At 69.8% G+C, this 19185-nt stretch carries 23 protein-coding genes; 12 read left to right on the top strand and 11 right to left on the bottom strand.

Annotation, left to right across the window (positions count from 1 at the left end; translation table 11 throughout):
• Positions 1 to 127: 127 nt before the first annotated feature.
• Positions 128 to 1279 carry an ADP-forming succinate--CoA ligase subunit beta gene (sucC, locus tag ACMGFE_RS21690; RefSeq protein WP_436927382.1) on the top strand — a complete coding sequence of 384 codons (1152 nt, stop codon included), beginning with the start codon at positions 128 to 130 and terminating at the stop codon, positions 1277 to 1279.
• Positions 1276 to 2148, top strand: a complete 873-nt coding sequence (sucD, locus tag ACMGFE_RS21685) for a succinate--CoA ligase subunit alpha (RefSeq protein ID WP_436927381.1) — start codon at positions 1276 to 1278, stop codon at positions 2146 to 2148. Before sucC ends, sucD begins: the two co-directional genes overlap by 4 nt.
• 35 nt (positions 2149 to 2183) lie before the next feature.
• Here the strand turns inward: sucD and ACMGFE_RS21680 are convergent, their stop codons facing one another.
• On the bottom strand, positions 2184 to 3557 hold the full coding sequence (locus tag ACMGFE_RS21680; protein ID WP_436927380.1) for a cation:proton antiporter domain-containing protein: 1374 nt from the start codon (positions 3555 to 3557) through the stop codon (positions 2184 to 2186).
• Between ACMGFE_RS21680 and ACMGFE_RS21675 the strand changes: the two genes are divergently transcribed.
• The 4 genes from ACMGFE_RS21675 to nucS all read left to right on the top strand — a co-directional run bounded on the left by ACMGFE_RS21675 (position 3556) and on the right by nucS (position 6265).
• Positions 3556 to 4437 (top strand): DUF3891 family protein, encoded by an 882-nt coding sequence (locus tag ACMGFE_RS21675; RefSeq protein WP_436927379.1) that lies wholly within the window; start codon positions 3556 to 3558, stop codon positions 4435 to 4437. The two genes, ACMGFE_RS21680 and ACMGFE_RS21675, sit on opposite strands and share 2 nt — an antisense overlap.
• 110 nt (positions 4438 to 4547) lie before the next feature.
• Complete coding sequence (locus ACMGFE_RS21670; RefSeq protein ID WP_436927378.1) at positions 4548 to 4733, top strand: hypothetical protein; 186 nt, start codon at positions 4548 to 4550, stop codon at positions 4731 to 4733.
• Between the two features lie 63 nt (positions 4734 to 4796).
• Positions 4797 to 5363, top strand: a complete 567-nt coding sequence (locus tag ACMGFE_RS21665; protein ID WP_436927377.1) for a DUF6735 family protein — start codon at positions 4797 to 4799, stop codon at positions 5361 to 5363.
• A 143-nt stretch (positions 5364 to 5506) separates the two neighbouring features.
• The gene (gene nucS / locus ACMGFE_RS21660; protein WP_436927376.1) at positions 5507 to 6265 is read left to right on the top strand and encodes an endonuclease NucS; all 759 of its coding nucleotides are present in this window, start codon (positions 5507 to 5509) and stop codon (positions 6263 to 6265) included.
• 47 nt (positions 6266 to 6312) lie between these two features.
• Here nucS and mutS read toward each other — a convergent pair whose 3' ends face one another.
• Positions 6313 to 9105: a DNA mismatch repair protein MutS gene (gene mutS, locus ACMGFE_RS21655; protein WP_436927375.1), complete on the bottom strand. Its 2793-nt coding sequence runs from the start codon at positions 9103 to 9105 to the stop codon at positions 6313 to 6315.
• A gap of 118 nt (positions 9106 to 9223) precedes the next feature.
• On the opposite strand from mutS, the gene ACMGFE_RS21650 reads away from it, so the two are divergent.
• The gene (locus tag ACMGFE_RS21650) at positions 9224 to 9556 is read left to right on the top strand and encodes a thioredoxin family protein (protein WP_436927374.1); all 333 of its coding nucleotides are present in this window, start codon (positions 9224 to 9226) and stop codon (positions 9554 to 9556) included.
• A gap of 14 nt (positions 9557 to 9570) precedes the next feature.
• Here the strand turns inward: ACMGFE_RS21650 and ACMGFE_RS21645 are convergent, their stop codons facing one another.
• The 7 genes from ACMGFE_RS21645 to ACMGFE_RS21615 all read right to left on the bottom strand — a co-directional run bounded on the left by ACMGFE_RS21645 (position 9571) and on the right by ACMGFE_RS21615 (position 13748).
• Positions 9571 to 10341, bottom strand: a complete 771-nt coding sequence (locus ACMGFE_RS21645; RefSeq protein ID WP_436927373.1) for a sensor domain-containing protein — start codon at positions 10339 to 10341, stop codon at positions 9571 to 9573.
• A 105-nt stretch (positions 10342 to 10446) separates the two neighbouring features.
• Positions 10447 to 10791 (bottom strand): DUF7521 family protein, encoded by a 345-nt coding sequence (locus ACMGFE_RS21640; protein ID WP_436927372.1) that lies wholly within the window; start codon positions 10789 to 10791, stop codon positions 10447 to 10449.
• Between the two features lie 61 nt (positions 10792 to 10852).
• Complete coding sequence (locus tag ACMGFE_RS21635; protein ID WP_436927371.1) at positions 10853 to 11164, bottom strand: DUF7521 family protein; 312 nt, start codon at positions 11162 to 11164, stop codon at positions 10853 to 10855.
• A gap of 26 nt (positions 11165 to 11190) precedes the next feature.
• Positions 11191 to 11550, bottom strand: a complete 360-nt coding sequence (locus ACMGFE_RS21630) for a helix-turn-helix domain-containing protein (protein WP_436927370.1) — start codon at positions 11548 to 11550, stop codon at positions 11191 to 11193.
• A 76-nt stretch (positions 11551 to 11626) separates the two neighbouring features.
• Positions 11627 to 11944: a hypothetical protein gene (locus ACMGFE_RS21625; RefSeq protein ID WP_436927369.1), complete on the bottom strand. Its 318-nt coding sequence runs from the start codon at positions 11942 to 11944 to the stop codon at positions 11627 to 11629.
• Positions 11945 to 12022: 78 nt separating this feature from the next.
• Positions 12023 to 13057, bottom strand: coding sequence for a ferredoxin--NADP reductase (locus tag ACMGFE_RS21620; protein WP_436927368.1), 1035 nt, complete (start codon positions 13055 to 13057; stop codon positions 12023 to 12025).
• Positions 13058 to 13112: 55 nt separating this feature from the next.
• The gene (locus ACMGFE_RS21615) at positions 13113 to 13748 is read right to left on the bottom strand and encodes a DsbA family oxidoreductase (protein WP_436927367.1); all 636 of its coding nucleotides are present in this window, start codon (positions 13746 to 13748) and stop codon (positions 13113 to 13115) included.
• Positions 13749 to 13939: 191 nt separating this feature from the next.
• On the opposite strand from ACMGFE_RS21615, the gene ACMGFE_RS21610 reads away from it, so the two are divergent.
• From ACMGFE_RS21610 to ACMGFE_RS21600, 3 genes are all read left to right on the top strand, one after another.
• Entirely contained in the window at positions 13940 to 14665 is a 726-nt protein-coding gene (locus tag ACMGFE_RS21610; protein ID WP_436927468.1) for a hypothetical protein, read from the top strand.
• A 70-nt stretch (positions 14666 to 14735) separates the two neighbouring features.
• Complete coding sequence (locus ACMGFE_RS21605) at positions 14736 to 15095, top strand: hypothetical protein (RefSeq protein ID WP_436927366.1); 360 nt, start codon at positions 14736 to 14738, stop codon at positions 15093 to 15095.
• 78 nt (positions 15096 to 15173) lie between these two features.
• Positions 15174 to 16055, top strand: a complete 882-nt coding sequence (locus ACMGFE_RS21600) for an EamA family transporter (RefSeq protein ID WP_436927365.1) — start codon at positions 15174 to 15176, stop codon at positions 16053 to 16055.
• A gap of 39 nt (positions 16056 to 16094) precedes the next feature.
• Here ACMGFE_RS21600 and ACMGFE_RS21595 read toward each other — a convergent pair whose 3' ends face one another.
• Entirely contained in the window at positions 16095 to 16262 is a 168-nt protein-coding gene (locus tag ACMGFE_RS21595; RefSeq protein WP_436927364.1) for a DUF7331 family protein, read from the bottom strand.
• Between the two features lie 134 nt (positions 16263 to 16396).
• On the opposite strand from ACMGFE_RS21595, the gene ACMGFE_RS21590 reads away from it, so the two are divergent.
• The gene (locus ACMGFE_RS21590) at positions 16397 to 17344 is read left to right on the top strand and encodes a phosphotriesterase family protein (protein ID WP_436927363.1); all 948 of its coding nucleotides are present in this window, start codon (positions 16397 to 16399) and stop codon (positions 17342 to 17344) included.
• Positions 17345 to 17426: 82 nt separating this feature from the next.
• On the opposite strand, the gene ACMGFE_RS21585 is transcribed toward ACMGFE_RS21590, so the two are convergent.
• Complete coding sequence (locus ACMGFE_RS21585; RefSeq protein ID WP_436927362.1) at positions 17427 to 17678, bottom strand: DUF5789 family protein; 252 nt, start codon at positions 17676 to 17678, stop codon at positions 17427 to 17429.
• Between the two features lie 112 nt (positions 17679 to 17790).
• Here ACMGFE_RS21585 and thiD point away from each other — a divergent pair, with 112 nt between their 5' ends.
• Positions 17791 to 19155, top strand: coding sequence for a bifunctional hydroxymethylpyrimidine kinase/phosphomethylpyrimidine kinase (thiD, locus tag ACMGFE_RS21580; protein WP_436927361.1), 1365 nt, complete (start codon positions 17791 to 17793; stop codon positions 19153 to 19155).
• Positions 19156 to 19185: the final 30 nt, after the last annotated feature.

Raw genomic sequence — 19185 nt, 5'->3', positions numbered from 1 at the left:
GCCGAAACTGCCCGAGCATTAAATCACTTGTGCCCCAGTTTTCACATTCGATAACAGCCGTCGCACAGGGGGGTTCGCGGCCGGATGAACGGGATTTAAGCGCTCGCCGGACCGCCTTTCGAGTGACATGCGATTGCACGAATACCAGGCCAAGCAGGTCTTCTCCGACGCCGGCATTCCGACACCGGCCTCGGAACTGGCCGGGACCGTCGACGAGACGGTCGCCGCGGCCGAGGAGATCGGCTATCCGGTCGCCGTCAAGGCACAGGTACACGTCGGCGGACGCGGGAAAGCCGGCGGGATCAAGCTCGTCGAGGACAAAGATGAGGCTCGCGAGGCCGCCGAGGACATCCTCGGCATGGATCTGAAGGGCTACACCGTCGAGCGCGTCCTCGTCGAGGAAGCGGTCGACTTCGTCAACGAGCTCTACGTCGGCGTCACGATGGACCGCGGCGAAGGCAAGCCCGTCGCCATGGTCTCGACACGCGGCGGCGTCAACATCGAGGAGGTCGCCGAGGAGGACCCCGACGCCATCGCTCGGGAGCACATCGACCCCGCCTTCGGCATGCACCCCTACCAGGCCCGGAAGGCCGTCTACGACGCCGGCGTCGACCGCGAGATCGCCAACGACGTCGCCTCGATCCTGCGGACCCTCTACCAGCTCTGGGACGACCGCGACGGCGCCGACGCCGAGATCAACCCGCTGATGGTCACCGGCGACGACGAGGTCATCGCCGCCGACGCCGTTTTCAACGTCGACGAGGACGCCCTCTTCCGCCAGCCCGAACTCGCCGAGATGGAGGAGGAAGGCGAGTTCGCCGAGAGCGAACTCGAGCGGAAGGCCGACGAGTACGGTTTCGACTACGTCCGCCTGTCGGGCAACGTCGGCATCATCGGCAACGGCGCCGGCCTGGTCATGACGACCCTCGACCTCGTCGACCACTACGGCGGTTCGCCCGCCAACTTCCTCGACGTCGGCGGCGGCGCGAAGGCCCAGCGCATCGCGAACGCGCTCGACATGGTGTTCTCCGACGACAACGTCGACTCGGTCGTCTTCAACATCTTCGGCGGGATCACCCGCGGCGACGAGGTCGCCAAGGGGATCAACCAGGCGCTCGAACAGTTCGACGAGATCCCCAAGCCCGTGGTCGTCCGCCTCGCAGGGACGAACGCCGTCGAGGGGATGGAGATCCTCAACGAGGACCTCGTGACGGTCGAACAGACGCTGGAGGACGCCGTCCAGCGTGCGGTCGAATACGCAGACGAGGTGGAAGCATGAGCGTGTTAGTAGACGAAGACAGCCGCGTCATCGTGCAGGGTATCACCGGCGGTGAGGGCAAGTTCCACACCGAACAGATGATCGAGTACGGGACGAACGTCGTCGCCGGCGCCGTCCCCGGCAAGGGCGGCCAGGAAGTCGCGGGCGTCCCGGTCTACGACACGGTCGAGGAGGCCGTCGAGGAGGAGAACGCCGACACGTCCGTCGTGTTCGTCCCGCCCGCCTTCGCGGGCGACGCCTGCTTCGAGGCGCTCGGCGTCGACGAACTCGACCTCGTCGTCACCATCACCGAGGGCATCCCGACCCAGGACGTCTCGCGGGTCTACCGCCGCCTGCAGGAGACAGACGCCTACCTGATCGGCCCGAACTGCCCCGGCGTCATCACGCCGGGCGAGGCCAAACTCGGCATCCTCCCGGGCAACATCTTCGAGGCCGGCCGCGTCGGCCTCGTCTCCCGCTCGGGCACCCTGACCTACCAGGTCGTCGACAGCCTCTCCCAGCGCGGGATCGGCCAGTCGACCGCCGTCGGCATCGGTGGCGACCCGATCATCGGCACCTCGTTCGTCGAGGCGCTCGCGCTGTTCGAGCAGGACGACAAGACCGACGCGGTCGTCATGTGCGGCGAGATCGGCGGCGAGGACGAGGAGGAGGCCGCAGCGTACATCGACGAGTACATGACCACGCCGGTGGCCGGCTTCATCGCCGGTCGCACCGCCCCGCCGGGCAAGCGGATGGGCCACGCCGGCGCCATCGTCTCCGGCTCCGGAACGGGGACCGCCCAGTCGAAGATCGACGCCCTCGAATCCGCGGGCGTCCCCGTCGGCGACACCCCCGAGGAAGTCGTCGACAACGTCGAAGACCTGCTGTAGCGGATCTCAGTTCTCCGTTTTTCGCGACCGGCGAGTCACCACCACTTCGCGTCGTCGTCGAGACGGCCGTACCAGTGGGTCGCGGGCGAGGCTGTCACCCCGTGGGCGAGGATCGACCCGGCGACTGCGAGGGTCGCGAGGGTCCAGGGGGTCTCCGATCCCGTCTCGCGGACTGCGATCGCGGCGTAGAACAGGGCGGTGACGCCGATCGGCCCGAACCAGCCGACGAACAGCGTCGCCTCGGGGCGGTCCAGCGGTTCGATGCCTCGGCGAAGCGCGAAGACGACCGGCAGCCGCCGCAACAGGAGGACGCCGGCGACGAAGGCGATCCCGCGCCAGCCCAGCGCCGCCCATGCGTCCCAGGGGATCGCCGCGCCGAACACGACGAAGATGGGGAGCGTGAACAGCCGGTTGAACACCTCTTCGACGGACTGGGCCCGCGACTCGTCCTCGGCCCGGGCGGCCAGGTTGTAGCCGAGTCCGGCGACGAACACCGCGAGGACGCCGTCGATTCCGAGGACGCTCCCCAGGCCGACGACGGTGAACGTCAGCGCGATGGCGAGTGTGAACACCGAGGTTTCGTCGAGGTCCCCGCTCGCGCTCAGGAACCGCTCAGCGCGGCCGACCGCGATCCCCAGTGTGAGCCCCAGCAGGACGGCACCCACCAGTTCCAGACCGACGGTCGTGGTCGCCCACTCGCCGAGCGTCGCGTCGCCCGTGTGGCCGAGTACGAAGAGCGCGAAGAAAACGAAGACGTACGCGGCGCCGTCGTTCGCGCCGGCCTCGGCCGTGAGCAGGTACCGGAGGCGCACTGGGATGTTCTCCGTGGCGGTCTTTCCCTGCGTGATCGACGTGGCGATCACGGGGTCGGTCGGTGTAAGGACCGCGCCGACGAGCAGCGCCGTCGCCACCGAGACCGGGACCGTGAGGTAGGCGACCGCCGAACTGACCAGCCACGTGACCGCCATCACCGGGCCGAGGACCACGAGCAGCGCCCGCGCCCGTTCCCGGACGTAGTCTCGTGGGAGCTGCAGCGCGATACTCGTGACCGCGATGGCGACGGTGAGGCGGGCGATCTCCTCGACCAGTACCATCGGGGCCCCCCAGTCAGTCAGCCGGACCGCGTCTATCCCCGCGGGGCCGAGCACGACACCGATCGCCGTGGCGATCATCAGTTCGGAGGGAAGGTACCCGCGGCTCCGGAGGATCTCGGCGCCCAGGCTCAACAGGAGAACCGTCCCGCCGAGCAGCGCCAGTAGCAGGGAAAAGTCGGTCATCTCCGAGCGGGGTTCGGGGTACGAGGCGGACGGGGTTAAAACGACGACCGGAACGCCGTGGGCGAGACTCCCGGTCGGCGCTCGACCCGACGGCGAGGGTACTTTGCCGGTCACGCCCGAAACGTCGGCCATGATCGTCGCCGAGACGGCGGAGGGGTACCAGTTCGTCACCCAGCCCGACCACGCCGCCCTGGCCGGCCAGTTCGCCGACCACTGGGGCACGCGCGGTGGCCGCTCGGGCACCGTCGAGTTCGACCGTCCCGACCCGTTCGCTCCGCTCGCGCTCGCCGCCTACGCCCACGACACCGGCTGGAGGGACTACGACCGCCACCCGCGCCTCGGCGACGACGGCGACCCGATCGACTTCCGCGAGATGCCCCCCGGCCCCTGGATCGCCCTCTACGACGACGGCGTCGATGCCGTCGTCGAGGCGGACGCCTACGCCGGCTTGCTGGTCTCGATGCACGGCGCCGGCCTGCGAAAGCGGCGCTACGGGCTCTCCCCGGGCTGGCCGGAGACGCCCGAGGAATTCAGGGAGTTCGTCGCCCGCGAGGAGCGCCGCCAGGCGCGACTCTTGGACCGCCTCCGCTCGGACGACCACCGCTCCGCAGTGTCCGACGCAGACCGCGAACTGCTCGATTCGCTCCACGACTCCGCGGGCGTCCCGGACGGCTACGACGGGCGGCTCTGGGCGGACTACAGGCGCCTCCAGGCGTGGGACGAACTCTCGCTGGCGTTCTGTATCACCGAGGACCCACCCGGATACGACGAGATCGAGGGAGTGCCGACGACGGGTCCCCGCGACGACGCGACGCTCTCGATAACGCCCGTCGGCGCCGACGAGTACCGCGTGGATCCGTATCCGTTCGACGAGTCGCCCCTCGCCGTGTCCGTCCCCCTGCGGCGCGTCGACGGGGACGCGTTCGCCGACGAGGACTCGCTCGTCCGCGCGTACTACGCGGCCGGCCGAGAGACCCGGTCGATCGCACTCGTCGCCGGCGAGCAGGGATAGCCCGGGAACGGAGTAGCCGACACGCGGAGAACGGGTGCCGCTCGACTCGCTCACGGTCCCTCGGAGTCCCCGCCAAAGCGATATATCGTCGGCCGTCTATGTGGCGGGGTATGGAAGACCAGGCCTGGCGGTCGGTCGACGTCATCAAGAACAAGCAGGGCGAGCCGCACGTGCTCCAGCAGCGGGTGACCGTCTACACCGCGGGCGTCACCGAGGAGTCCTCGGGCTACACGAAGCCCGAGGTCCAGCACCGACTCGTCCCGCTCAAGAGCCTCGTCGAACTCGACAGCGGGTAGCGCCGGTCGACACCCTGGCCGTCCGAGCCTTTATCAACTAAACCGGGACCAACCCGACTCGCCGTGGGAGCACGCGCGATGGTCGCCGTGGCGCGACCGGACGGCCGGTACGACTGCTACCACTCCCAGTGGGGTGGCGAGCACCTCGACCGGCTGGTCGCGTGGGCGTGGGCCGACGGGGTACCCCCCGACCTCGTCGACCCGGAGCCCGTCCGCACGGCCGTTCCCGCCGACCGCGTCCTCGCCCGGATCGACCCGCGAGGCTACGAGGCACTGGTCGCGGTCGCTGTCGACGGAGCGGTCGAGGCGTATCTGGTCTGCTGGCCGGGCATCGAGACCGGCCAGCAGACCGGGACCGACGCCGCGACGGCAGGGTCCCGCACCGACGCGGCGGCGTCGTTTGTCCGTGACGCCGCCGTGCTCGTGCCGTGGACCGACGCGGCGACCGCCGCGCGTCTCCGACGGTTTTCACGTATCGCGAAGGGCGTCCTCGGCGACGCCGTCGACGCCCGCCTCCTGCCCGCCTGGATGGCGACGGCGTACCTCGCCGTCCGACTGGCCCGACACCCCGACGTCTGCGACGCGTTCCTGTGGTTGCCCCCGGGGGGTGAGATGGCGGCGGAATCTTAGTCGTCAGCCCTCGCTTCTCGCCCCCGATTCACGCCCCTGCACCCCGCCTCTGCTTCACGCCTCCGCTCCCCGCGCCCGCTCCCCGCCGCCGTTGCCCGCCCGGTGTCGCGCGGTTTTTACCCCCGGAACTGCAAGCGGGAGGCGTGACTGCCGTCGAAGACGGACTCCGGCTGGAGACGCGCGAGCGGCCGGATCACGGGACCGCCCGGGACCTCGTGGCCGCGGCCATCGACGCGGGCGCGTTGGTGACCGTCGTCGGTCGCTGCACAGTCGACTACGAGGGGCGCGCGTCGAGTACGCTCGGTCCCGGCGAGCGACTGGTGATGCTCAAACCCGACGGCGCCGCCCTGGTCCACACCGACGAGGGCCAGCAGCCGGTCAACTGGCAACCGCCGGACTGCGAGCACGGGGCGACACTCGACGACGGCCAGCTACTGGTCGAGAGCCACCGCGAGACGCCCGAGGAGCACCTCGCGGTGCGCTTCGAGTCCGTGCTCGAAGTGTCGGCCTACGGTCTAACCGACGAGCGCGACCTCTCCCTGGAAGGCACCGAGGAGGACCTCCGCCAGCGCATCCTCGACGAGCCGTACCTGATCGAAGAGGGGTTCATCCCGCTCGCGACCGAGCGGGCGACGCCAGCCGGCGCCGTCGACATCTACGGCGAAGACGCCGACGGCCGGGCGGTGGCCGTCGAACTCAAGCGCCGGCGCGTCGGCCCGGACGCGGTCGGCCAGCTGGGTCGCTACGTCGACGCGATGGAGCGGGACCTCCACGCCGAGACGGAGATGCGCGGGATCCTCGTCGCCCCGTCGGTGACCGACCGGGCGAGCCGACTGCTCGCCGAGCGCGGTCTGGAGTTCGTCCCGCTGACGCCGACCGGGGCCGCGGAATCCGTCGACTGACCGCGGAGCCCGCGGGCTGGCCGAGGGAGCGTCGACCCCGGCCGTTCTCACTCGTCCAGCGACTCTTTCAGTTCGGCGAGCGCGTTCATCGCTTCGAGCGGCGTCATCGTCGCGACGTCGAGGGCTTCGAGTTCCTCCGCCAGCGGCGAATCCGCCGGCTCGTCGACGTCACGGTCGTCGCGGTCACCGTCGTCAGGGTCGTCGGCCGTGTTACTGACCCGGACGCTTTCGGACGAGTCGTGGCCGTTGGTCTCGACGGCGGGTTCGGCGGCGGCCCCCGCGTCGCTCTCGTCGAGCAACTCCCGGGAGCGCGCGACCACGTCGTCGGGGACGCCGGCCATCTTGGCGACCTCGATGCCGTACGAGGCGGCCGCGGCACCCGGCGCGACCTCGTGTTCGAACACCACGTCGTCGCCCTCGCGCTCGGTCTCGAAGTGGAGGTTGAACACGCCGGGCAGTTCGTCTGCGATGCCGGTCAGTTCGTGGTGGTGGGTGGCGAACAGCGTCGTCGCGCCCACCTCGTCGTGGACGTGTTCGGTGACCGCGCGGGCGATGGCGAGGCCGTCGGCGGTGCTGGTGCCCCGTCCCACCTCGTCGAGGAGGACCAGCGAGTTCTCCGTCGCGTTCCCGAGGATGTCGGCGAGTTCGGTCATCTCGACCATGAACGTCGACCGGCCGCCGGCGATGTCGTCGCTGGCGCCGACGCGGGTGAACACCCGGTCGACCACTGGCAGTCGGGCCGCCGCGGCGGGGACGAAGCTCCCCGCCTGAGCGAGCACGGCGATGAGCGCCACCTGGCGCATGTACGTCGACTTGCCGCTCATGTTCGGACCGGTGATCACGGCGAAGAAGTCCTGGTCGTCGAAGTGCGCGTCGTTCGGGACGAACCGCTCCTCGGTCCGCTCGACGACCGGGTGGCGCCCGGCCTCGACCTCGAAGCCGTCGGCGCCGACCTCCGGTCGGCTGTAGTCGAACTTCGCCGCGACGCTCGCGAACGAGACGAACACGTCCAGCCGTGCGAGTCGGTCCGCCAGCGCCTGCACGCGCTCGGACTCCTCGGCGACGTCGCGGCGGACCTCGCAGAACAGTTCGTACTCGAGGTCGTCGGCGCGGCCCTCGGCGCGGATGATCTCGTCCTCGCGCTCCTTGAGCTCCGGCGTGACGAAGCGCTCGGCGTTCTTCAGCGTCTGCCGGCGCGTGTAGTCGTCGGGCACGCTGTCGAGGTTCGGGTCCGTCACCTCGATGTAGTAGCCGTGGACGGAGTTGTGGCCGACCTTCAGCGAGTCGATGCCGGTGCGCTCGCGCTCGCCGGCTTGGAGGTCGTCGATCCACGCCTTGCCCTCGCGTTCGGTCTCGCGGAGCGTCCCGAGTTCGTCGTCGAACGCCGGCTTGACGACGCCGCCCTCGGTGAGTTCCGCGGCGGGGTCCTCCCGGATCGCGCGGTCGATGAGGTCGCGCACGTCCGCGAGCGAGTCGAGGTTCTCCCGCAGTTCGACGAGCGTCTTGGATTCGACGTCGGCGAGCGCCGCTTCGACGTCGGGGACGACGGCGAGCGTGTCGTGGAGCGAGCGCAGGTCCCGGGCGTTCGCCCGGCCGCGGGCCACCCGCGAGACCAGCCGCTCGATGTCGTACACGTCGTCGAGCAGTTCGTGGAGTCGCTCGCGCAGCGTCACGTCGCCCGTGAGTTCCGCGACGGCGTCGTGGCGGGCGGCGATACGGTCCTCGTCGAGCAGGGGGCGCCGGAGCCAGTCGTTCAGTTTCCGTCGCCCGAGCGCACACGCCGTCTCGTCGAGCGCGTCGACGAGCGTCAGCCCCTGGTGGCCGTGGACCGCCCGGCGGTCGAACAGTTCGAGGCTCTCCAGGGCGACCCGGTCGAGCAGCATGTACTCCCGGGGGTCGTACCGGGTGAGGTGGTTGATGTAGTCCAGCGCGGCGGTAGCTTCGCCCTCGGCGGTCGTCCCGCCCGGCCCGGCGACCGCCGCCGTCGAGTCGTCGCCGATGTCGCCCGCGTCGGGGTTGCCCCCGCGGGTGTACTCGGCGTAGGCGAGCAGGGCACCGCAGGCGCGGACCTCGGCCTGGTCGGCGAGGGCGAGGTCGCCGAAGTACGCCTGTACGCGTTCGCGTGCTCGATCCGTCTCGAAGGCGGTTCGCTCGTACGGCGAGACCATGCAGTCGCCGTCGAAGACGTCGACCGGGGCGTCCGGGCCGACGATGGCCTCTGCGGGGGCGAACCGGCCGAGTTCGTCGGCGACCGAGTCCAGCCGGTCGGCGCTCGTCGCGTAGCAGTCGCCGGTCGACACGTCGAGCAGGGCCAGCCCGTAGGGACCGTTCTCGTCCGCCCTCGGGCGAGCGGTCCCGCGGGCCCGGTCGCGTTCGCCCGTCGAGGCGTCGCGGTCCGTGTCGCTCGCTGTGAGGCAGGCGACGTAGTTGTTGTCGGCGCTGCGGAGGAGTTCGTCCTCGGTCAGGGTTCCGGGCGTGACGACGCGCGTGACCGCGCGGTCGACGACGCCGGTCACCTCGTCGGGGTCTTCCACCTGGTCGGCGACGGCCACCCGGTAGCCGGCCTCCAGCAGTCGCTCGATGTACGACTCGGCGTTGTCGATGGGGATGCCCGCCATCGCGTACTCGCCGGTGGAGTCCTCGCGTTTGGTGAGGGTGATCTCGCAGAGCCGCGCGACTCGCTCGGCCGCCTCGCAGAACGCCTCGTAGAAATCGCCCACCTGGAACAGCACGAGCGAGTCGTCGTACTCCCGGCAGAGCTCGAAGTACTGGGCCATCATCGGCGTCAGGTCGTCCTCCCGGTCGGCCATCTTCGCCGGCGCACCCAGAGCCGCGTCCATGGGTGTGAGACAGCGGACCGTCCGGGTTATATCCATCGGGTCCGCGTCCCGCGACCGACTCGGCCACTGTCGGGACGACCGGCGCGACGCTTACACGTCTCCGGACCGTGGATCCGGTATGGCTGCGACACACGACCGCCCGGTTTCACTGTCGAATCGCGACGACCTCGACGACGTCATCGCCGACCACGACCGCGTCCTCGTCGAGTTCCACACCGAGGGCTGCGGCAAGTGCAAAGCGATGGAGCCGGTCCTGAGCGGGGCCGCCCAGACCACCGACGCGGTCGTCGCGACGATGAACCCGCGCGACGACCCCGTCCTCGTCGACGAGTACGACGTGCGCAGCGTCCCCAAACTCATGCTGTTCGTCGACGGCGAACTCGTCGCGACGCGCGAGGGGGAGGTCCTGAGCGTCGACGAGGTCCAGGCGTTCGTCAGCGGCGAGGACTGAGCCGGGGCGGCGAGTTACACGTCCAGGATCCGACGGACCGTCGACCGGTCGGTCCCGCCGAGCAACAGGGACGCGTACCACCCTGCGACCCGCGCGGCGAAGTTACAGACGTGGAGCGAGCAGATCGCCGCCAGCACGCCGACCACCGACACCGCGAGGGCCTCCGGGAGCGTCGTGACGTACCACGTCGTCACCCGGAAGGGGATGGTCAGGCCGACCTGCCAGGTCTGGAGGGCGAACTCGATCGACGGCCGCGCGCTCACCTCGCCGGAAACTGGGTGGACTCCCACGTTGACGTCCTCGTAGTACAGCGGGACGAACAGCAACGACAGCGATATCGCCCCGAGCGAGACGAGGAGGGTGAACGCCCCGACCCCGAGCGCGAGCTTGCTCACCAGATAGACGAGCCCCTTCCACGTCGAGAGGCTGGTGAAGACGTACTTGAGGTGGGCGACGGGATCTGAGAGCGGTGGCTGGTCACCGTCGCCAGCCGGCACGTCGACGGCGAGCGCGCGGTCCGCTACGAACCGTTCGAGCGCGGTCAGTTCGCGCGTCAGATACACCATACCGACGATCAGGCCGATCCCGACGAGGAGCACCGAGAGCCCGAGGCCGAGCGCGAACCCGACGGTGAAGGCGATGAAGTAGCCAAGTCCGACCGGGAACAGCGCCGAGAGGTACAGCAGGTTCGCGTACGTCTGGAGGCGGAGCGGGACCCGGAGGAACCGCCAGAGGAGGGCGCGCGGTCCGCCGGGGACAGGGGGGAGCGAAACCCGTTGACTCATTGTCGGCTGCTCGCCCGCCGGTGTAGTAAAACGAATGGTGATAGTGCAGGCCGACCGCGCGAGTCGACGATCGGCACGGAGTCGCGGAGAGTCGCGGACTGGCCCTCACGCGCCGGTCAGCGCGTAGAGGATCGAGCCGAGGCCGAGGATCTCTAGGATCGTCCAGGCGAGGACGGCCGCGGCGTCGCTGGCGCCGAGCGGACCGGCGAGTACCGTCGTGACGACGAACGGGAGCGCGGTCACGAGGAAGATGCCGAGGCCGAGGAACAGCATCGGGCGGCTGTCGTTGCGCCGGTAGCCGCGAAACGCCTGGTAGGCCACGAACAGCCCGACGACGGCCGTCAGCGACCGCGCGAGCGTCGCCGGCGTGACGCCGACGATAGTCTGGAGGGGCGGGATCGTCTCGGCGAACGCCAGCGCAAGTGCGAGCGCGAGCGGGTCGCCGCTCATGGGCCCACCTCCTGGCGGGCGGCGGTCGGGGCGGTCGCGTCTTCGGGTCGCGTGCGTCCGGTCATGGTTGTCCGTAGATGGCGTAGAGGATGCAGCCGAGGCCGAGCAGTTCGCTGACGGTCGTCGAGAGGAGGCGGACGGACTCGGGCGTCTCCGTGAACGTCGGGAGCAGGATGCGGAGGGCGATGGGGCCGCCGGTCAGGAGGACGATCCCGACCGCGAGGAACAGCATCGCGCGGTCGCGGGTCCCGCGGTAGCCTTTCAGCGCCTCGTAGGCGATCAGCACGGAGAGCCCGGCGGCCGTAGCGAGACCCAGCAGGGCCAGGGCGGCGACGACGGGGGACCCGCCGGTGGCCGAGACCTGCGCCGGCATCGGAGCGAGGGCGGTTGCGGTCGGTATCATGGTTCGGTCAGTCCCTCGAACAGGCGCGTGAACCGGTCGGCGGCGTCGACCTCGCGGCGCGAGACGTCGATCGAGTACTCGCCGTCCTCGATCTCGACGGTGACGCGCTCGACGCGGGTCTGGTAGGTCTTGTAGTGGTGGCCGTCGGGGTCCAGTTGCTGCTGTTCGACGATGAGGTCGTGGTCCTGTAGCTGCTCGATGCGCCGGTAGATGGTCGGCGGCGACGCGTCGCATCGGTCGGCAAGGGCCGAGGCCGACAGCGGCTCCCGGCTCGACTCGACCAGGATCGCGCGGGCGTACTCGTCGTCCAGCAACGAGATCACCCCCGACTCCTCGGGATCCTGGCCCGCGCTCATCACTCGCCGCTATTCCCGGCGGGCCTATAAAAACGTCCGCACTGTTTCCGAGTCGGAAACCGCGGCCCGCCGGCGGCTAGACGAACTCCGCGACCCAGCTCGCGGCCAGCAAGAGGAACGCACCGGTCGAGACGACCGGCAGAACGTACAGATAGGCGGGCGCCGGCTCGGCTCCGTCGTGGAGGGAATCCGGATTGCGGTGCATCCAGACGGCGCTCGCGAGCGCGAACCCGCCGATAGCCGCCAGCCCTGCCGCAGTCGTCGTCGCGGTGCCCGCGAGCCCCGCCAGCGCGAAGTCGCCGACGTACACGAGGCCCATGAGACCGACGACGTACGCGAAGACGTCGGCGCGTCGGATCCGCTCGCTCGGGGTCCGGGAGAGGGCGGTCGCCATACCGATGCCTCTCGCTTCGTTCACAGGATTCTTTCGGTCGACGCGCTGGTGCGCTGCTCGTCCGTCGTTCTGATCGGGCTACCCGAACCCTTCGGCGTCGATGCGGTCGTCGGGGACGCCGACGGACTCGGCGGCGTCGACGAGGCTGTGGACCATCGCGTTCAACCCGCAGGCGTACACTTCGGCGTTCCCCGGGTCGATTCGCGCGTCGACGCCGGAGTCGGGCGACTCGCCCAGCCACTGCTCCAGTTCGCGGCCGAGCGGCGCCGTCACGGTCGATTCGTCGACGTGTTTCACGAACGCGTGTTGCACGTAGTCGGTCTCGCCGGTCCACTTCGAGAGGTAGGACTCGCGGCTCAGACAGGGGACGAAGTGGAAGTTGTCGCGCTCGCTGGCGTATTCGCGGAACGCCTCGCGGTAGGGCAGGTCGTCTTCCCAGGCGGCCCCGAGGAAGACCCACACGTCCCGCTGTTGGCCCTGCACCTCGTCGAGTCCCGTCTCGAAGACGTAGTCGACCATGCCTTTGAACGGCGCGACGCCGGTCCCGGTGGCGAGGAAGACCAGGTCGCGCCGCGAGGGGTCGTCGAGCACTAACTCGCCGCGCGGACCGCGCATCGTCACCCTGTCGCCGACCGAGAGGTCCGCGCAGAGCTGCGGGGAGAGGTCGCCGCCGGGGACGCGGCGGACGCAGATCTCGACCGTGTCACGGGTGGGGGAACTCGCCAGCGAGTACGCCCGGGAGTTGCCGCAGTAGCGCAGGCCGACGTACTGGCCGGCGAGGTACTCGAAGGGCTCGTCGGGCTCGAACTCGATCCGCGTGAGCATCGGGTAGGGCCGCTCGTAGCGCTCCATGAGCGCCCCGCAGCGGCGCGCGAACCCGTGATAGCCGTCGGCGCGGAGTTCCTCGACGAGCGTCCCCCAGTCGTCGTAATCCGAGACGCTCTCGTAGCGGTCGGCCAGGCCCGCCTCCTCGAACCAGTGGTCGACGGCCTCGCGGACCTCCTCCGTCCGGTCACGGTCGAGGTCCTCGGTCGCGACGACCGTCGCCGACTCCGTCACCAGCGGCAGGTCGGCGATGCGGTCGTGCTTCGACGCGTGTTTCCTGACGGTCATTACCCAGTCGTGGGTCCGCCGAGCGTAAGAAGTGTGGGTCGGCGGGCGGCTCCGATCAGGCGCCTTCGACTAGCCGCTCGATGTGCTCCGGCGGGACGGCCCCGCGGGCCGCGTGCTCGCCGTAGATGAACGTCGGCACGCCGGTGACGCCCTGTTGGCGCGCCTCGTCGAACCGTCGTTCGACCTCGTTTCGCCACTCCTCGTCGTCGACGGCGGCGCGGATCTCCTCGGGGTCGAGGTCGGCCTCCCCGGCCAGGTCGGCGAGCACGTCGACGTCGCCGATGTCGCGCTCGTCCTGCCAGAGCGCCTCGAAGATCGCCACGTCGAACGCCAGCCACTGCTCGTAGGGGTAGTGTTCCTTGACGTAGAAGGAGGCGACCTGCGCCGGCAACGAGTCCACGTCTCGCGACAGGTCGAGGCTCATCTCGACGCCGTACTCCTCCTGTAAGCGCTCGACGTTCGCTTTCGCCTGCTCGAAGTACTCCTCGTCTTTGCCGTCGTCGACCGAGTGGTCGATCGACCCGTCGGAGTTGCGCTTGCCCGCGCGCAGGTCGAAGGGGCGCCAGTCGATCGCCAGTTCCTCGTCGCGCTCGTCCTGGTACTGTGACAGGGACTCGCGGCCCAGGTAACAGAACGGGCAGACGTAGTCGGAGTAGATCCCGATGCGTTCGACGTTCTCCGTGTCGCTCATGGCCGGCGGTAGTGGTCGGACGCGGAAAAGGAACGCGACGGACGACGGTCACGCCGACCCGACGCCGGCGGCCCGGTGTCGAGAGACGCTCTCAGTAACCCTCGAAACTACCGGGACGAGTACTTTTTTGACCGATGCTCGGCGTCGTGACAGGTATGTCGACGACGACGATCAGGGGTACGGTCGGCGGACTGGGACGGCGAGCCAATCCGGCGTTCGCGGTGGCGGTGATCCTCGTCCCGCTCGCCGCGCTGGGCTACGCGCTGACGGTCGCGTCGCTCCAGGGACACACCTACGTTCACGTCATGGCGGGCGTCTTCTGGACGGGCATCGACCTCTTCATCGGCGCGGTCGTCGGCCCGGTCGTGGGCGGGCTCGACGACGAGCAGAGCGCGGCGGTCTTCCAGCGGCTGACGCCCAAGACCGCGTTTCTCCTCCCGTCGCTCGCGACGGTGACGATCGCGAGCGGACTCGCGCTCGCTCAGCGACTGGGGCTGTTTACCCACGCCGAACCGTGGCTGGCCATCTTCACGGCCGCCAATCTGATCCCCGTCTTCGTGCTGATCGGCTGGCGGCTGGACTGTTACGACGACTGGCGCTGGCGGGCCGGCTTCGCCGTCGTCACCGTCGGCTCGCTCGCGTGGGTCGGGCTCACGATCGGCGAGTTCCGGATGACCGAACCCGCCGTCGTCGTCGCGCTCGCTATCGTCACGGTCCTCTCGGTGCAGGGCTTCGGCTTCCTGCTGCCCGGCGAAGTGCGGATGTACCTGGAGATGAACGCCGCCGACCCGGACCCGTCGGTCATCGCCGCCATCGGGAAGCAAAACGCGATGCTCGGCGGCGTCCAGGGCGTCTTCCAGCTCCTCCTGATCCTCGACATGGTGTACCTGCGCTACGGCGGTATTCCCTGGCTCTGAGCCGGGCAGACTCCGAGTGACCGGGTCGGCGACCCCTCCCTTTTTTGACCCGCCGCTTCTGACCTCGCTCATGGGACTCGTCACTGGGCTGATCACGTTCGTCGTCGGGGTACTGGTCGGTGGGTTCGGCATCTACGTCGGCGCCGAACTGATCGCGGGCGGCGGGAGCTTCGAGAAAGCGGTCACCGCGGCGATACTCGGGTCGGTCGTCTGGGCGGTCGTCGGGACGTTTTTCGGGTGGATCCCGCTGCTCGGGCCGATCCTGACCTTCGTCGCGTACCTCGCCGTCCTGAACGTCGCCTACTCGGGCGGCTGGGTCGAGGCGCTCGCCATCGCGGTCGTCGCCTGGCTCACGCTCGTCGTCGTGTTCGCGGTGCTCGGCCCGCTCGGACTCGGCGTGTTCTCCGCGGTCGGCGTCCCCTGGGTGTAGGTCACCCCTGGTGTCGGTCGACTGTCGCGACCGGGACCAGAAGGGAACGCTCTTGGTCTCACAGGGGAACCTTCCGCCGTGTTCGGCCCGGAACCCGGACTGGTCTACGCCGGCATGGCGGCGCTCGTCCTCGGCGTCTACCTGTTCTGCATCAAGCGCTACTTCAGCGACTACCCGTCGACGGTGTACGTCGCGCTGACGTTCGCGGCGTCGCTCGTCTGGTACCTGCCGATCGCCGCCGTCGCGAGCGACGGCCCCTTCCTCCCGGGCGGATTCGGCGCTCCCGGCGTCGGCATGTTCGCGCTTACAGTCGGTGGCTCGATCCTGGCCTTCCTCGCCTCGTTCCGGGCCATCGCCGTCGGCGACGTGTCCTACGTCGCCCCGATCAGCAAACTCGTCGCCGTCTTCGTCCTCCCCATCGAACTGATCTTCCTGCAGGAGCACCTCTCCGCGGTCCAGATCGCCGGCGTCCTCGTCGCGACTGCCGCGGTGTACGTGGCCAACTACGAACCCGGGAAACTGATCGACCCGTTCGTCCAGGCGGCCCGCTCGCGCCCGGCCCAGCTCGCGCTCGCCAGCGCCGCCATCTTCGGCGTGGTCGACGTCGGCAAGCGCGTCCTGATGCAGGAACTGCAGGTGCCGCCGGAGACGTTCAACCTCGTGCTCTTCGTGGTCGTGCCGCTCTCGCTCGCGCCGCTGGCGGCCCGACGGGTACCCGAGGGCGTCCGGGATGACCTGCACCTGTTCGCGGGTGCCGGACTCCTGATCGCGGTGGGCGAGCACTTCGTGATGCTGGCGTTCTCGACGCTCTCGGCCAGCCTCGCCTCGCCGATCATCAACACGCAGGCGGTCATCGCCGTCCTGCTCGGGGGCGTGATACTCGGCGAGGACGCCTTCAGGGTACGACTCGTCGCCGCGGCGTTCGCGATCGCCGGCGTGACGCTGATCACCGTCGGGTGAGAAGAGACGCGCACTCGCCGTGAGGCGCGGCCCGGGTGGCTACTCGGACGGCCCGTACGCGTGTACGTCCTCGAAGTCGATGGCGTAACTGGCCTGGATCCAGGCCTCTGTGTTCTCCCGGTCGTAGAGCACCAGGTCGCCGTCGATGGTCTCGAAGGTCCCGCATCGATCCGCCGCCCGTTCCAGTCGCCGCTGCGTCTCGGACATCGTGTGGTTCGCTCTAGTTGCTATCGTTGATCGAGTTAAGCTTTACCGTGGGTATGATACCCAAACTCTATATTGTATAAGGGTGCCGGCACGGCGCGGGACCGGTCGCGCTCGCCGGTGTGCGAGGTGTTACGGTGTTCGCTACCGTGGCGGCAGACGTGAAAATCCACACGACGCGTGGACCGCTCGAACGGGAGGACCTGGGGCTGATACTGCCACACGAGCACGTCTTCGTCGACCTCGGGCCCGCGGAGGAGGCGAACTGGCGCGACGCGGACCCCGCGGAGGTCGTCGAGGTGATGGCGCCCGAGATCGAGCGCGCCCGCGAGGCCGGGGTCACCGCGCTCGTCGAGGCCACGCCCGAAGGCGTCGGCCGCCGCGTCGACGTCGACCTGGCCGTCTCGGAGGCCACCGACTTCCCCATCGTCGTCCCGACGGGGATCTACCAGGAGCCGTCGATCCCCGAGTGGGCCCGCGACGCGAGCGAGGACGAACTGACCGAGTGGCTGGTCGGCGAACTCACCGAGGGCGTGGGGGACACCGGCGTCACGGCGGCGTGGATCAAGGTCAGCACCGACGACGACGACCCGACCGGGCTCTCGTCCGACGAGGAGACGATCCTCAGAGCGGCCGCCCGGGCCGGCGAGCGGACCGGTGCGGCCATCGGGAGCCACACGCTCCACGGCGAGGTGGTCCACCGGCAACTGGACGTGATCGAGGAGGTCGGCTACAGCGCCGACCGGTTCATCTGGATCCACGCGCAGGCCGACGACGAGCGATACCACCGCGAAATCGCCGACCGCGGCGCCTACGTCGAGTACGACTGGATCGGCGGCGACGACCAGAACGACGCCGACTACGTCGACCGGATACGGACGCTCCGCGACGCCGGCCACACCGACCGGATCCTCCTGAGCCAGGACCGGGGCTGGTACGACCCCTCGGAACCCGGCGGCGGGGAGCAGAAACCCTACACCTACCTCACCGAGACGTTCCTGCCGCTGCTCCGCGACGCGGGCTTCGAAGAGACGACCATCCGCCGGATGACCCACGACAACCCGTTCGACGCGTACGCGAGATAGGCGACGCTGCCATCTCGACACCTTCCCGATACCCCGCCGCTCGCTGCCGGCGCTCCCTCGCCGTTCGTCCCCCGCCGACTCGCTATCCCTCGCCCTCGGACTGGTAGGGCTCGCCGACGGCTTCTCGCGGGAGGTCGTTCTGGACGGCGGTGTAGGCGTCGTCGGCCGACTCGAAGCGGTTCGCGTCGGCGTTGCCGACCAGGTCGCCGAGATTCCGCTCCCCCTCGGCCAGCTGGACCGTCACGCCTCCGCAGGCGTCGGCGAGTTCCTCGCGGTCGGCCGGGTAATCGAACTCCCCGAGGTACGTCTCGACTTCGGCCAGTTCCAGTTCCATGTCTACACACACGGCCGGCAGGTGTTTGTGCGTAGTTACCATCTGTCTGCGCGGAACGTACTGCGGTCGGTGTCTCGCCACGGCTTTAGTGTCGGCGCGGGAACACCCGCACATGACACGACGGGAAGCGCCGGTCGCGCCGCCGGTCGTCCTCGCGATCGCGGGGAGCGACTCCGGCGGCGGCGCCGGCATCCAGGCGGACCTGAAGACGATCGAGGCCGGCGGCGCGTTCGGCACGACAGCGATCACGAGTGTCACCGCGCAGAACACGACGGGCGTCGAGAGCACGCACGTCCTCCCGACGGAAGAGATCGACGCCCAGTGCGAGGCTGTCTGTTCCGATATGGACGTCGCAGCCGTCAAGACCGGCATGCTCGCCACGAGCGAGGTTGTCGACCTCGTCACCGAGCGAGTCCGCGCGACCGATGCGCCCGCAGTCGTCGACCCCGTGATGGTCGCGGCGTCGGGCGACCGCCTGCTCGCCAGCGAGGCCGAATCCGCCTACGAGGACCTCGTCGCGGAGGCGACGCTCGTCACTCCCAACGCCGACGAGGCGGGGGTCCTCACCGACGTGACGCCCGAGAGCGAGGCCGAGGCCCGCGAGGCGGGCGAGCGACTGGTCGACCTGGGCGCCGACGCCGCCCTGGTCAAGGGCGGACACGTCCCCGGCGAGAGCGTGGTCGACGTGCTCGTCACCGGCGACAGCGTCGAGACGTTCCGCCACCCGCGGGTGGACACCGACGCGACCCACGGCTCCGGCTGTACGCTCTCCTCGGCGATCGCCGCCCGCCTCGCACACGGCGACGACCTCGTCGACGCGGTCGGCGCGGGCATCGACCTGCTCGCTCGCGCCGTCCGCTACAACCTCGACGTTGGCGAGGGCCCTGGCGCCGTCCACCACGCCGTCGAACTGCGCGACCGCGCCGCCAGCGACGCCACCGCGGAAGCCGTCGAGGGGGTCGTCCAGTCGTTCGTCGACCGGGACGTCGGGCCGCTGGTGCCCGAGGTCGGGCTCAACGTCGCCGGCGCGACCCCCTACGCCGAACGACCTGACGAGACCGCGGCCGTCGAGGGGCGCATCACGCGGACCCTGTCGGGCGCACACCCGAACCGCGGGGTCCGTTTCGGCGCGTCGACCCACGTCGCCCGCCTGCTGCTCGCGGCCCGCGAGCACGACCGCGCGCTCCGGTTCGCGGCCAACTGTCGCTACGGCGACGACGTCGCGACCGCCCTGGACGAACTCGACGGTCCCGTCGCCGAGTTCGACGCCGGCGAGCGCACCCAGAACGGCCAGGAACGCGCCGTCGAGCGCGGCGTCGCGGCCGCGTTCGACTCGGTCGACGAGACGCCTTCAGCGGTCGTGAACCGCGGCGCGTACGGGGACGAGCCGCTGACGTTCGTCCTCGCCCGCGAACCCGACGCGCTGGTCGACCGGACGCTCACCCTGCTCGAAGTCGTCGAGTCGACCCCGGAGTAGTTCGGTGCGCTCGCCGCGCTCGCTCGGCCC

This window comes from Halosimplex amylolyticum, from assembly GCF_051414035.1.
In the GTDB taxonomy this organism is placed as follows: Archaea; Halobacteriota; Halobacteria; order Halobacteriales; family Haloarculaceae; genus Halosimplex; species Halosimplex amylolyticum.
The sequence above is the reverse complement of the archived record's forward strand: the minus strand, read 5'-3'. Positions and strand labels throughout refer to the sequence as shown.